At 61.0% G+C, this 13,049-nt stretch carries 16 protein-coding genes; 14 read left to right on the top strand and 2 right to left on the bottom strand.

Translation table 11 applies throughout. The features are described from left to right. Positions 1-14 precede the first annotated feature (14 nt). The 5 genes from motD (at position 15) to BK667_RS24140 (ending at position 3,707) form a co-directional block, all read left to right on the top strand. Positions 15-905: a flagellar motor protein MotD gene (motD, locus tag BK667_RS24120; RefSeq protein WP_123509155.1), complete on the top strand. Its 891-nt coding sequence runs from the start codon at positions 15-17 to the stop codon at positions 903-905. 43 nt (positions 906-948) lie between these two features. After that, entirely contained in the window at positions 949-1,737 is a 789-nt protein-coding gene (locus tag BK667_RS24125) for a ParA family protein (protein ID WP_123509156.1), read from the top strand. A gap of 115 nt (positions 1,738-1,852) precedes the next feature. Next, on the top strand, positions 1,853-2,740 hold the full coding sequence (locus tag BK667_RS24130; RefSeq protein ID WP_123509157.1) for a CheW domain-containing protein: 888 nt from the start codon (positions 1,853-1,855) through the stop codon (positions 2,738-2,740). 88 nt (positions 2,741-2,828) lie between these two features. After that, on the top strand, positions 2,829-3,314 hold the full coding sequence (locus BK667_RS24135; protein WP_008155806.1) for a chemotaxis protein CheW: 486 nt from the start codon (positions 2,829-2,831) through the stop codon (positions 3,312-3,314). Further along, the gene (locus BK667_RS24140) at positions 3,315-3,707 is read left to right on the top strand and encodes a DUF2802 domain-containing protein (RefSeq protein WP_123599123.1); all 393 of its coding nucleotides are present in this window, start codon (positions 3,315-3,317) and stop codon (positions 3,705-3,707) included. It abuts the gene before it with no gap. Between the two features lie 267 nt (positions 3,708-3,974). Here BK667_RS24140 and BK667_RS24145 read toward each other — a convergent pair whose 3' ends face one another. Further along, positions 3,975-4,304, bottom strand: coding sequence for an EscU/YscU/HrcU family type III secretion system export apparatus switch protein (locus tag BK667_RS24145; RefSeq protein ID WP_123510454.1), 330 nt, complete (start codon positions 4,302-4,304; stop codon positions 3,975-3,977). After that, a complete protein-coding gene (gene fliK / locus BK667_RS24150) occupies positions 4,301-5,875 on the bottom strand; it encodes a flagellar hook-length control protein FliK (protein WP_123599124.1) in 1,575 nt (524 codons plus the stop codon). Before fliK ends, BK667_RS24145 begins: the two co-directional genes overlap by 4 nt. A gap of 222 nt (positions 5,876-6,097) precedes the next feature. Between fliK and ccmA the strand changes: the two genes are divergently transcribed. From ccmA to ccmI, 9 genes are all read left to right on the top strand, one after another. After that, a complete protein-coding gene (ccmA, locus tag BK667_RS24155) occupies positions 6,098-6,733 on the top strand; it encodes a cytochrome c biogenesis heme-transporting ATPase CcmA (RefSeq protein WP_123599144.1) in 636 nt (211 codons plus the stop codon). Beyond that, entirely contained in the window at positions 6,730-7,398 is a 669-nt protein-coding gene (gene ccmB / locus BK667_RS24160; protein WP_007980754.1) for a heme exporter protein CcmB, read from the top strand. The genes ccmA and ccmB overlap by 4 nt, the downstream gene beginning before the upstream one ends. Before the next feature lie 75 nt (positions 7,399-7,473). After that, the gene (locus BK667_RS24165; protein ID WP_123599125.1) at positions 7,474-8,229 is read left to right on the top strand and encodes a heme ABC transporter permease; all 756 of its coding nucleotides are present in this window, start codon (positions 7,474-7,476) and stop codon (positions 8,227-8,229) included. Next, positions 8,226-8,402 (top strand): heme exporter protein CcmD, encoded by a 177-nt coding sequence (gene ccmD / locus BK667_RS24170; RefSeq protein WP_010456915.1) that lies wholly within the window; start codon positions 8,226-8,228, stop codon positions 8,400-8,402. The genes BK667_RS24165 and ccmD overlap by 4 nt, the downstream gene beginning before the upstream one ends. Beyond that, a complete protein-coding gene (ccmE, locus tag BK667_RS24175; protein ID WP_123510460.1) occupies positions 8,399-8,854 on the top strand; it encodes a cytochrome c maturation protein CcmE in 456 nt (151 codons plus the stop codon). Before ccmD ends, ccmE begins: the two co-directional genes overlap by 4 nt. A gap of 3 nt (positions 8,855-8,857) precedes the next feature. Next, positions 8,858-10,846, top strand: coding sequence for a heme lyase CcmF/NrfE family subunit (locus tag BK667_RS24180; RefSeq protein WP_123599126.1), 1,989 nt, complete (start codon positions 8,858-8,860; stop codon positions 10,844-10,846). Beyond that, entirely contained in the window at positions 10,843-11,379 is a 537-nt protein-coding gene (locus tag BK667_RS24185) for a DsbE family thiol:disulfide interchange protein (protein WP_123510464.1), read from the top strand. The genes BK667_RS24180 and BK667_RS24185 overlap by 4 nt, the downstream gene beginning before the upstream one ends. After that, the gene (locus BK667_RS24190) at positions 11,376-11,846 is read left to right on the top strand and encodes a cytochrome c-type biogenesis protein (protein ID WP_123599127.1); all 471 of its coding nucleotides are present in this window, start codon (positions 11,376-11,378) and stop codon (positions 11,844-11,846) included. The genes BK667_RS24185 and BK667_RS24190 overlap by 4 nt, the downstream gene beginning before the upstream one ends. Then, on the top strand, positions 11,843-13,042 hold the full coding sequence (ccmI, locus tag BK667_RS24195) for a c-type cytochrome biogenesis protein CcmI (RefSeq protein ID WP_123599128.1): 1,200 nt from the start codon (positions 11,843-11,845) through the stop codon (positions 13,040-13,042). The genes BK667_RS24190 and ccmI overlap by 4 nt, the downstream gene beginning before the upstream one ends. Positions 13,043-13,049 lie beyond the last annotated feature (7 nt).

Below are 13,049 nucleotides of genomic sequence, written 5' to 3' on the forward strand. Positions count from 1 at the left end.
GGAGGTAATGGACTATGGCTCGTCGCCGGCAACCTGAAGAACACGTCAATCACGAACGCTGGTTGGTTTCCTACGCCGACTTCATCACCTTGCTGTTTGCGTTCTTCGTGGTCATGTATTCGATCTCTTCGATCAACGAAGGCAAGTACAAGGTCATCTCGGAAGCGTTGATCGGCGTGTTCACAGATTCCGACCGTGCCCTCAAGCCGATCCCGATTGGTGAAGAGCGACCGGTGACCGTGACCCCGGCCAAGCCGTTGGTCAAGGACAGTGAGCAGGTTGACGCCGGCATCTCAGGTTCCAGTGATCCGCTCAAAACCATTGCCGACGACATCAGTGCCGCGTTCGGCGACTTGATCAAATCCAACCAGATGACCATTCGCGGTAATGAGTTGTGGGTCGAAATCGAACTCAACTCCAGCCTGTTGTTCACCAGCGGCGATGCCATGCCCAGCGACATGGCGTTCAATATCATCGACAAGGTCGCGGCGATCCTGAAACCGTTCGACAACCCGATCCACGTCGAAGGCTTTACCGACGATCAACCGATCCGCACCGCGCAGTACCCGACCAACTGGGAACTGTCCTCGGCCCGGTCTGCCAGCATCGTGCGCATGCTCGCGATGCAGGGCGTGAACCCCGGTCGCCTGGCCTCGGTGGGCTACGGTGAATTCCAGCCAGTGGCCAATAACGCCACGGCGGAAGGCCGGGCGCGCAACCGTCGGGTGGTGTTGGTGGTCTCGCGAAATCTCGATGTACGCCGCAGTCTTACGGGCACCGGAACTGCCAATGCGAAACCGGATGCCGCGTTGAAGCGCGCTGGCACACAAACTGCACCGACCCCGGTCAAGTCGCCGGTACGAGAGAGCGCCGTCAATTCTCCGTCACCCGCATTAACACATTGAGCTATTTCTCGGTCGACCTGATCGACCGGGAGGAACAATCCGAATGAGAGTCTGGGCAGTTGCCAATCAAAAGGGTGGTGTTGGTAAAACCACTTCCTCTATCGCTTTAGCCGGGTTGCTGGCCGAGGCGGGCAAGCGCGTGGTCATCGTCGATCTTGACCCGCACGGCTCAATGACCAGCTATTTCGGCTACGACCCCGATACCCTGGAACACAGCTGCTACGACCTGTTCCTGCACAAGGGCAGCGTGCCCCAAGGCTTGCCCGGTCAGTTGCTGATGCCCACCAGTCACGACAATATTTCCCTGTTGCCGTCGAGCACGGCGCTGGCGACCCTTGAGCGTCAGTCGCCGGGCCAGAGTGGCCTGGGCCTGGTGATCGCCAAGAGTCTGGCGCAATTGTGGCAAGACTTCGATTACGCGGTGATCGACAGCCCGCCGTTGCTCGGTGTGTTGATGGTTAACGCATTAGCCGCGAGCCAGCAGTTGGTGATCCCGGTGCAAACCGAACACCTGGCCGTCAAAGGCCTGGAACGCATGGTCAACACCCTGGCGATGATCAACCGTTCACGCAAACAGGCGCTGCCGTTCAGCATCGTGCCGACCCTTTTCGACCGCCGCACCCAGGCGTCCCTCGGGACCTTGCGCGTGTTGCGCGACAAATATCCGGAAGAAATCTGGCAAGGCTACATCCCGGTCGATACCCGTATGCGTGATGCGAGCCGGGCCGGTGTGACGCCTTCGCAATTCGACGGCAAGAGCCGTGGCGTGCTCGCCTATCGGGCGCTGCTCAAGCACCTGCTGGCCGCACAACTTGTCCCGGCGGTGGCCTGATGAACCCAAATCCCGTAGGAGCAAGGCTTGCCCGCGATAGCCGCGCTGCAGTCTTCACATTTAAACCGCGTTATCGTTCATCGCGGGCAAGCCTTGCTCCTACAGGGGCGTGCGCATGAACCGCCCGGTAAAAACCACCTCGCGTCCGCAACTGGCGCTCCAGTCGTATCTGGACAGTTTGCTGATGGAGGCGACTGAAGAGTTGCCGCCGGAAGTTGAAGCGGTTGCTGAAGTCATTGAGGTTGTCGAAGCGGTCGAAGTCGAAGCGGCGCTGGATGAGTTTCAGTTGGCGGTGCTTGAAGAACAGGCCCGTGACGCGCGCCCAACGGCTGCCGTTGCTGCGCCAGTGGCTGCACCAGTCGTCGAGAAAGCGCCGATTGCTGTGATCGAAGCCCCGGCACCGATCCTGGCGCCCGTTTCGACCATCGCGCCGCTGCTGCAAGCCTTGGTCCCGCCGGTGGTCGAAGTCCACCTGCCGCCGAGCAACACGCCGCCACCGGTGGAAACCGATGGCCGTCCGTCCTGGGCCGCCGAGCCGTTCGAATGCCTGTTGTTCGACGTCGCCGGGCTGACCCTGGCCGTGCCGCTGGTGTGCCTGGGGTCGATTTATTCCCTGGCCGGCCACGAGCTGACGCCGTTGTTCGGCCAGCCGGAATGGTTCCTCGGGATCCTGCCGAGCCAGGCCGGCAACCTGAAAGTATTGGATACCGCACGCTGGGTCATGCCGGACCGTTATCGCGACGACTTCCGCCAGGGCCTGCAATACGTTATTTCGGTGCAGGGCTACGAGTGGGGGCTGGCGGTGCATCAGGTCAGCCGCTCGTTGCGCCTGGACCCGAACGAAATCAAATGGAGAAGTCACCGAGGTCAGCGGCCATGGCTCGCGGGCACGGTGATTGAGCACATGTGTGCATTGCTGGACGTTTCTGCACTGGCCGAGTTGATCGCCAGCGGCGGGGCAAAGCACATGGGCGGCAGCAAGCCGCTACACAAACCGACGTAGCTGCCGACATAACAAGTATGCGACGGCATTGTTGAAATGCCGCCAACAGAACACACACCGCCAGAAGCGGTTTTTCGAGGGGTCAGGTATGAGTAATCAGGCGACGAATGCAAAAGGTTCTGAAGATCCAATCCTGCAATGGGTGACCTTCAAACTGGACAACGAAACCTACGGCATCAACGTGATGCGTGTTCAGGAAGTCCTGCGTTACACCGAAATCGCCCCGGTCCCGGGTGCACCGAGCTACGTGCTGGGCATCATCAACCTGCGCGGTAACGTCGTCACCGTGATCGACACCCGTCAGCGCTTCGGCCTGATGAACGCCGAGATCAGCGACAACACGCGTATCGTCATCATCGAAGCCGACAAGCAAGTGGTCGGGATCATGGTCGACAGCGTGGCCGAAGTGGTTTATCTGCGTCAGTCGGAAATCGAGACCGCGCCGAACGTCGGTAACGAAGAGTCCGCCAAGTTTATTCAGGGCGTATGCAACAAGAACAACGAACTCCTCATCCTGGTCGAACTGGACAAGATGATGAGCGAAGAAGAATGGTCGGATCTGGAGAACATCTGATTGATTCTTGAGGTTGCAGTCATTGTCCTGTTCCTGTTTTGGGCAGGCACGCTGGCGATGTTCCTGTCGTACATCCGCAGCCAGCGCGTGATCGCGGCGCAACAGGCCGAGGGCGATGCGCTGCGCGATCAGCGCATCAAAGACCTGGCCAAGCGCGTCGACAACTACCAGAGCGGCAACGTGCGCATGGGTGAAGACCTGCACGAACTGCGCGCGGTGGTTTCGCCGTTGCCGGACAAACTGGCCCAACTGGAACAGCGCGACCCCTCCAGCCTGTCGTTCGCCCAAGCGGCGCGACTGGTGGGTATGGGCGCCACCGTTGATGAACTGACTCAGTCCTGCGGCTTGACCCAGGCTGAGGCGGAGTTGATGCGTAAGTTGCACAAGACCTGAGTTTTGCGATTCAGCTGAAACCGCTTTCGCGAGCAAGCCCGCTCCCACATTGGATTGGCGGTGTTCACACATTCTGTGCGCACCACCGACCCCCTGTGGGAGCGGGCTTGCTCGCGAAGGCGTCCTCTAAAACTCAGTAATCATCCCCGCGATTGAGATCGTTCCCATGCTCTGCGTGGGAATGCCTCTTGGGACGCTCCGCGTTCTGCTCTTGAACTGTGACGCAGAGCGTCATGGGCTGCATTCCCACGCGGAGCGTAGGAACGATCAGTAGTCGTCGCCGCGATCGGTGACATCCTTCTCGACTTGCGGCGCATTCGGATCCTGTCCCTCAGGAAACTTGCCCTTCAGATTCCACGCAAACGCAATAATCTCGGCAATCGTGCGGTACAACTCCTCGGGAATACTGTCCCCCAACTCCATCTTCGCCAGCAGCCTTACCAGCTCCGGGTTTTCATAGATCGGCACTTCGCATTCGCGGGCGATTTTCAAAATCGCTTCGGCCAGTTCGTCGTCGCCCTTGGCGGTGAGGGTCGGGGCGTGGCTGCCGTCGTATTTGAGGGCGATGGCTTGGCGTGGGGTGTTGGGGTTTCTCATGCGGTTTCGTCGACCCAGCGTTGTTCGAGGCGGGTTTGTGCGCCTTGGGGGGGTGTGCCGAGGTGGCAATCCAGGTCGCCGACGTTGAGGCCAGAGGCTAGCAGGCGTTCGCGCAGGGCGGTCAGGTTGCTTTCGATGAGGCTCGCGGTGTACGGGCGTTCGGCCCATAGCTGGCTGGACAGGCTGCCCTGGATCAATTGCGCCTGAACCTGCAGCGGGCCGAGCGGTTCCATGTCGAACGCCAACTCGACTCGCCACAGTTGCTGTTTCGGCTCGCGCTCTTCACGGCGTTCGTTTTGCTTTTCCTGTTCCGGGGCTTCTTCGCGCTGGAACTTGACCTGCAACGGCACGATGTCTTGCATGTTGCGCATCGGGATTTCCAGCTGCCAGGTGCTCATCAGCCGCCCATCGTCGGTGACGCCGGTTTGTTCCAGGCTCGACAGTTGATGGCTTTGCAGGCGCGAAACAGCGGCGGCGGCCAGACGTAGCAGGTGCTCCAGATCACCTTCGCCATCCTGGCTCTGCAACAACCGGTCAGGCAGCGGAAAACTGGTGGGTGACGGTTTGGCGCCGACCTGGCCGAGCATGCCCAGCGCACTGCGCACGAAACTTGGCATCGCCTGGGCCAAGGTGTTGGCGGCGATGATCGCGGAGAGGTTGGTGTTGGCCGGCAATCCGGGTGTCAGTTGCGCGATCAGCTTGAGCAGGTCGGCTTTCATGTCCGGGGCCAGCGCCGGGGTCTGGCCGGTGAGCAATTTGGTTTCGAGGAACAAGCCGCTGTTGGCCAGCGCCAGGGCCAGGCCCTTGGGTGTGCTCAGTTGCTGCACATCCGGCAGGCCAGCGAGCAATTTATTCACGGCGGCTTGCAGATCGGCGGAGGTTTCGTCGGACTGCGGCAGGTTCTGCAACGCGCTGAGCAGGCCGTCCAGCGAACCCTGGCGGCTCTGCTGGGTGGTCAGTTGCTGCGACACCGCCAATTGGTCCTGGCGATTGCTCAGCGGCAGGAATTTCAAGGTTTGCGTGTCTTGCACCAGTGCGCTCAGCAACGTGCCGATGCGCAGCGGTTGTGGGCTGTCGATGGTCAAGGTACTGCCGCTCAGGGCCGTGTTGAGCAAACTCACCAGCGAGCGAAATACCGTGGGCTGGCCCGGTGTCTGCGGCAACACCTGAGACGTCAGCACTTTGCCTTGCAGCAGGGTGCCGACCGGCAGTTGCGCTGTGTCGATGCGGGTGAGGGTGGCGACGCTCGAAGCAATCGCCTGCTGCACCGTAATCGCCAGGTTACTGGCGGACGGCTGGGTGATCGCCAGGTTGGTGCCGGTGGGCAGCGGTTGCAGGCTGGTGGCCTGGACCGTGGTCTGGCGGCCGTTGTCGAGGGTGACTTTGAGCAACAGTTGAAAGGTCTGGTCCGCCTGCTTCAGCGACAGCACTTGCGCGTTGGCGGTCTGGCCGGCGCTGATCAGGCCCTCCATCGGCGTCAGCAACTTGAGCAAGTCGCCACTGACCACCATCGGGCGCGTGGCCGTAGGCGTGGTCTGAGGGACTGGGAGGATGTTCATTTCGCCTGTCATACGCGGTCACAACCTTCGGAAAATGCGCTCTTTAGAGTAAGGCATGGCATGTATAATGCCGCCCGTCTTTCCGGGAGCGGTGAAAACATTGCAATTGTTTTGACGCAGCTCTCTAAAACCGGCCGCCAATGCATCTATGCTGCATCTCTTTAGCGGCCGCGCCACTGCCGACTTGAACCGCCGATCTGTAACGCCGACTTGAAACATAAGGCCCGTGATCTCTTGACCAGTCCAGTCCTGCAAACCGTCGACCTCGCCTGTGAGCGAGACCTTCGGCTGCTCTTCGAAAATCTCGAATTGAGACTGTCCAGTGGCGAAATGGTGCAGATCAGCGGCCCCAACGGCAGCGGCAAGACCAGTTTATTGCGCTTGCTGTCCGGGTTGATGCAACCGACGGCCGGTCAGGTGTTGCTCAACGGCCAGCCGCTGAACGAGCAACGCAGTGAATTGGCGCGCAACCTGCTGTGGATCGGCCATGCCGCCGGGATCAAGGATTTGCTGACCCCGGAAGAAAACCTTAGCTGGCTCTGCGCCTTGCACCAACCGGCGAGCCACGAAGCGATCTGGCAAGCCCTGGCGGCTGTCGGACTGCGGGGTTTCGAGGATGTGCCTTGCCACACCTTGTCCGCCGGCCAGCAACGCCGTGTGGCCCTGGCGCGGCTTTACCTCGACAGTCCGCCGCTGTGGATCCTTGACGAACCCTTCACCGCGCTCGATAAACAAGGCGTGGCGCAACTCGAAGAACACCTGGCCGGCCACTGTGAGCGCGGCGGCATGGTGATTCTGACCACGCACCACACGCTGACCCGGATGCCGGCCGGCTATCGCGACATTGATCTGGGGAACTGGGCCGTATGAGTGTTTTCGGCCTGTTGGTCGCCCGTGAGGCTCGCTTGTTGTTCCGCCGTCCGGCAGAGCTGGCCAATCCGCTGGTATTCTTCGCCATCGTGGTGTCGCTGTTCCCGTTGGCGGTCGGACCCGAGTCTCAATTGTTGCAAACCTTGTCTCCGGGACTGGTCTGGGTGGCGGCCCTTTTATCGGTTTTGCTCTCGCTGGACGGGCTTTTCCGCAGTGATTTCGAAGACGGATCACTCGAACAGTGGGTCCTTTCGCCGCACCCCCTGGCTCTTCTGGTTTTGGCCAAGGTACTGGCACACTGGGCCTTCTCTGGCCTGGCACTGGTTTTGCTCGCTCCACTGCTGGCGTTGATGCTCGGTTTGCCTGCCGCCTGTCTGCCGGTGTTGCTGCTTTCTTTATTGCTGGGTACACCGGTGCTGAGCCTGCTCGGCGCGGTGGGCGCAGCCCTGACCGTCGGATTGAAGCGCGGCGGTCTGTTACTGGCGCTGCTGATTCTGCCGTTGTACATCCCGGTGTTGATTCTCGGCAGTGGCGCCTTGCAGGCGGCCTTGCAGGGCATGCCGGCGACCGGTTATCTCTTGTGGCTTGGTAGCCTGACCGCCCTGGCGATAACGCTTACACCTTTTGCAATAGCTGCTGGCCTGAAGATAAGCGTCGGCGAATAATGAGGTCTGGTCAGTTTTTGACCAGTAAAGACCCTTGGCTCTTCACAGCGAAGAGCAACCGTGATGGAAACAGTAATGAACTGGACCTGGTTTCATAAGCTCGGCTCACCCAAATGGTTTTACGGCATCAGTGGCAAACTGCTGCCATGGCTGAGCGTCGCGGCGTTGCTGCTGATTATCATCGGCGTAGTCTGGGGCCTGGCCTTCGCGCCACCGGATTACCAGCAGGGCAACAGCTTTCGCATCATCTATATCCATGTTCCCGCCGCCATGCTGGCCCAGTCCTGCTACGTGATGCTGGCGGTGTGCGGTGTGGTCGGGCTGGTCTGGAAGATGAAACTGGCCGACGTCGCCCTGCAATGCGCGGCACCGATCGGTGCCTGGATGACCGCCGTGGCGCTGGTCACCGGGGCGATCTGGGGCAAACCGACCTGGGGCTCGTGGTGGGTCTGGGATGCGCGACTGACGTCTATGCTTATTCTGCTGTTCCTGTACTTCGGTCTCATTGCGCTGGGCAACGCCATCAGCAATCGTGACAGCGCGGCCAAGGCCTGCGCGGTGTTGGCGATTGTCGGCGTGATCAATATCCCGATCATCAAATACTCGGTGGAGTGGTGGAACACCCTGCACCAGGGCGCGACCTTCACCCTCACCGAAAAACCGGCGATGCCCGCCGAGATGTGGCTGCCGCTGCTGCTGACGGTGCTGGGTTTCTACTGTTTCTTCGGCGCGGTGCTGTTGCTGCGCATGCGCCTGGAAGTGCTCAAGCGCGAAGCCCGGGCCAGTTGGGTCAAGGCCGAAGTGCAGAACAGTCTGGAGGCCGTTCGATGAGTTTTGCTTCATTCGGCGACTTCCTCGCCATGGGCCATCATGCCCTGTATGTCTGGTCAGCCTATGGCATCTGCCTGGCGGTGCTGATCCTCAACGTGGCGGCGCCGATCCTGGCCCGCAAGCGGTATCTGCAACAAGAGGCGCGTCGTCTGCGCCGGGAGAACGGCAAGTGAATCCGCTGCGCAAGAAGCGTCTTATCATCATTCTCGCGATCCTGGTCGGTGTCGGCGCCGCCGTCGGCCTGGCCCTGAGCGCTCTGCAACAAAACATCAATCTGTTTTACACCCCGACCCAGATCGCCAACGGCGAAGCCCCGCAAGACACGCGCATCCGCGCCGGCGGCATGGTCGAGAAGGGTTCGCTGCAACGCTCCGGCGATTCCCTGGACGTGAAATTCATCGTCACCGACTTCAACAAATCCGTCACTATCAGCTATCGCGGCATCCTTCCGGACCTGTTCCGCGAAGGGCAGGGCATTGTGGCCCTGGGCAAACTCAACGCTGAAGGCGTGGTGGTGGCCGACGAAGTGCTGGCCAAACACGACGAGAAATACATGCCGCCCGAAGTGACCAAGGCCCTGAAAGACAGCGGTCAATCGGCGCCTACTCAAGCCAAGGAGGGTTGATCGATGACCTCTGCACTGTTTATCCCGGAGCTGGGCCAATTGGCCATGATCCTGGCGCTGTGTTTCGCGCTGGTCCAGGCCATCGTGCCGTTGCTCGGCGCGTGGCGCGGCGACCGCTTGTGGATGAGCCTGGCTCAACCCGCCGCTTGGGGTCAGTTCGCGTTTCTGGTGTTCGCCTTCGGTTGCCTGACCTACGCCTTCATGACCGACGATTTCTCGGTCGCCTATGTGGCCAGCAACTCCAACAGCGCGTTGCCGTGGTACTACAAGTTCAGCGCGGTGTGGGGCGCCCACGAAGGATCGTTGCTGCTGTGGGCCTTGATCCTCGGCGGCTGGACCTTCGCGGTGTCGGTGTTCTCCCGGCAGTTGCCGCAAGTCATGCTCGCCCGTGTGTTGGCGGTGATGGGCATGATCAGCACCGGTTTCCTGCTGTTCCTGATCCTCACCTCGAACCCGTTTGCGCGGATTCTGCCGCAGATTCCAGCGGACGGTCGTGACCTTAACCCGTTGCTGCAAGACATCGGTCTGATCGTGCATCCGCCGATGCTGTACATGGGTTATGTCGGTTTCTCCGTGGCCTTCGCGTTTGCCATCGCTGCGCTGCTGGGCGGTCGTCTTGATGCCGCGTGGGCGCGCTGGTCCCGTCCTTGGACCATTGTGGCCTGGGCCTTCCTCGGTATCGGCATCACCTTGGGCTCGTGGTGGGCCTATTACGAACTCGGCTGGGGCGGCTGGTGGTTCTGGGACCCGGTGGAAAACGCATCCTTCATGCCATGGCTGGTCGGCACAGCGCTGATTCACTCGCTGGCGGTCACGGAAAAACGTGGCGTGTTCAAGAGCTGGACCGTGTTGCTGGCCATCGCTGCGTTCTCGTTGAGCTTGCTCGGGACCTTCCTGGTGCGTTCCGGTGTGCTGACTTCGGTACACGCGTTTGCTTCCGATCCTGAGCGCGGCGTGTTTATCCTGATCTTCCTGCTATTTGTGGTGGGTGGTTCGCTGACGCTGTTTGCCCTGCGCGCGCCAGTGGTGAAGAGCCACGTTGGCTTCAACCTCTGGTCCCGGGAAACCCTGCTGCTGGGTAACAATCTGGTGCTGGTGGTGGCGGCGTCGATGATTCTGCTCGGCACGCTGTATCCGCTGATCCTCGATGCGATGACCGGCGCCAAGCTGTCGGTGGGCCCGCCGTACTTCAACGCGCTGTTCATTCCATTGATGGCGTTGCTGATGGTAGTGATGGCGGTCGGCATGCTGGTGCGCTGGAAAGACACCCCGGTCAAATGGCTGCTGGGCATGCTGACCCCGGTGTTGCTCGGCAGCGCCGCGCTGGCCGTGGTGGCTGGCGTCGCTTATGGCGACTTTAACTGGGCGGTCATCGCGACGTTCATGCTCGCCGCGTGGGTGTTGTTGGCCGGCGTGCGCGACATCCTCGACAAGACTCGCCACAAAGGCCTGATCAAAGGTATTCCGACCCTGACCCGCAGCTACTGGGGCATGCAGGTCGCTCACCTCGGTATCGCCGTGTGCGCCCTCGGTGTCGTGCTGTCGAGCCAGAACAGTGCCGAGCGCGACCTGCGCCTGGCGCCCGGCGAGTCCATGGACCTGGCCGGTTATCACTTCATCTTCGAAGGCGCCAAGCATTTCGAAGGACCGAACTTCACCTCCGACAAGGGCACCATCCGCGTGATCCGCGACGGCCAGGAAGTCAGCGTGCTGCACCCGGAAAAACGCCTCTACACCGTGCAGAACTCGGTGATGACCGAAGCCGGGATCGACGCCGGTTTCACCCGTGATCTCTACGTCGCCCTCGGCGAACCGTTGGGCGATGGCGCCTGGGCCGTGCGGGTTCACGTCAAACCGTTCGTGCGCTGGATCTGGTTCGGCGGCTTGCTGACGGGGTTCGGCGGGTTGCTGGCGGCGCTGGATCGGCGTTATCGGGTCAAGGTGAAAAGCCGCGTGCGTGAAGCGCTCGGCATGACAGGAGCCACTGCATGAGACGTTGGTTGATGCTGTTGCCACTGGCGATTTTTCTGGTGGTGGCTGTTTTCCTTTATCGCGGGCTGTACCTCGACCCGGCCGAGTTACCTTCGGCGATGATCAACAAGCCGTTCCCGGAGTTTTCCCTGCCAGCGGTGCAGGGCGACAAAACCCTGACCAAGGCTGACATCCTCGGCAAACCGGCGCTGGTCAACGTCTGGGGCACTTGGTGCATTTCCTGCCGGGTCGAGCACCCGGTGCTAAACAAACTGGCCCAGCAGGGCGTGGTGATCTACGGCATCAACTACAAGGACGTCAACGCCGACGCCTTGAAGTGGCTGGTGGAATTCCACAACCCGTATCAACTGGACATCCGCGACGACGAAGGCACTTTGGGCTTGAACCTCGGTGTGTATGGCGCGCCGGAAACGTTCTTCATCGACGCCAAGGGCATCATCCGCGACAAGTATGTTGGCGTGATCGACGAACAGGTCTGGCGCGAAAAACTGGCGGCCAAGTATCAGGCGCTGGTCGATGAGGCCAAGCCATGAAGCGCTGGATCGCCGCCGCTGTATTGGGTTTGAGCATGGCCGGCGTGGCCCACGCGGCCATCGACACCTACGAGTTTGCCAAAGAAGGCGACCGCGCGCGTTTCCGCGAACTGACCAAAGAACTGCGTTGCCCCAAGTGCCAGAATCAGGACATTGCCGATTCCAACGCACCGATTGCCGCTGACCTGCGCAAAGAGATTTTCCGCATGCTCGGCGAGGGCAAGGACAACCAGCAGATCATCGATTTCATGGTCGATCGCTACGGTGATTTTGTCCGCTACAAACCTGCTCTGAACGCCAAGACCGCTTTGCTCTGGTTCGGCCCCGCCGGCCTGCTGCTGGGTGGCTTTGTGGTTATCGCCGTGATCGTCCGCCGTCGTCGCGTGCAACGCGCTGACACCCCGGACACGCTTTCTGCCGAGGAGCGTGAGCGCCTCGACCACCTGTTGGATAAAAACCAAGAATGATTGATTTCTGGCTCGCTGCAGGTCTGCTACTTCTGGTTGCCCTGAGTTTTCTGTTGATCCCCGTTTTGCGTGGCCGTCGCGCCCAACTCGAAGAGGATCGTACGGCCCTGAACGTCGCGCTGTATCAAGAGCGCGTGGCTGAGTTGCAGACTCAGCAGGAAGAGGGCGTGCTCAACGTCGCGCAAATGGACACCGGTCGCGCTGAAGCGGCCCGAGAGCTGCTGGCGGATACCGAGGGTGTCGCGGCGCCCCGCGTGTCTCGCCTGGGTAAAGCGTTTCCGTTGTTGGCGGCGATCCTTGTGCCGGTGGTAGGCCTTGGCCTGTACCTGCACTTCGGCGCCAGCGATAAAGTCGAGCTGACCCGGGAATTCTCCCAGGCGCCGCAGTCGATGGAAGAAATGACCCATCGCCTGGAACGTGCAGTGGCTGCCCAGCCGGATTCGGCGGAAGGCTTGTACTTCCTCGGTCGCACCTACATGGCTCAGGACCGTCCGGCCGATGCGGCGAAGATTTTCGAGCGCACGGTGAACCTCGCCGGTCGCCAACCCGAACTGCTCGGCCAGTGGGCCCAGGCTCAGTATTTCGCTGACGGCAAGAAATGGTCGGACAAGATCCAGGCCCTGACCGATGAAGCGCTCAAAGCTGATCCGAAAGAAGTCACCAGCCTCGGCTTGCTCGGTATCGCCGCGTTTGAAGCCCAGCGCTATCAGGACGCCATCGACTACTGGAATCGCCTGCTGGCGCAACTGCCACCGGACGACAATTCCCGTGGCGCGCTGCAAGGCGGGATCGCCCGGGCCACTGAGAAGCTCGAAGCCAGTGGCGGCAAAGTCGTGCAGGCGCCTGCCACCAAAGGGGCGTTGCTCAAGGTGCGTGTCGATCTCGCGGCCGACTTGAAAGGCAAGGTTCAACCGGGTGACAGCGTGTTCATCTTCGCCCGCGCCACCTCCGGCCCACCGGCACCGTTGGCGGCCAAACGCCTGACCGTGGCCGACCTGCCGGCGACCGTCGAGCTGGGCGATGCCGACGCAATGATGCCGCAGTTGAAACTGTCGAACTTCCCTGAAGTCCAACTGGTTGCACGCATCTCCCGCGCCGGCCAACCGACTGCCGGCGAGTGGATCGGTCGCAGCCAGCCCCTGGCCAGCAGCACCACCGCGCCGCAAAAACTGACCATCGACAGCCCGGATAAATAACAGGAAG

Origin of the sequence: Pseudomonas frederiksbergensis, from assembly GCF_003732705.1 — a bacterium.
Classification (GTDB): domain Bacteria; phylum Pseudomonadota; class Gammaproteobacteria; order Pseudomonadales; family Pseudomonadaceae; genus Aquipseudomonas; species Aquipseudomonas frederiksbergensis_F.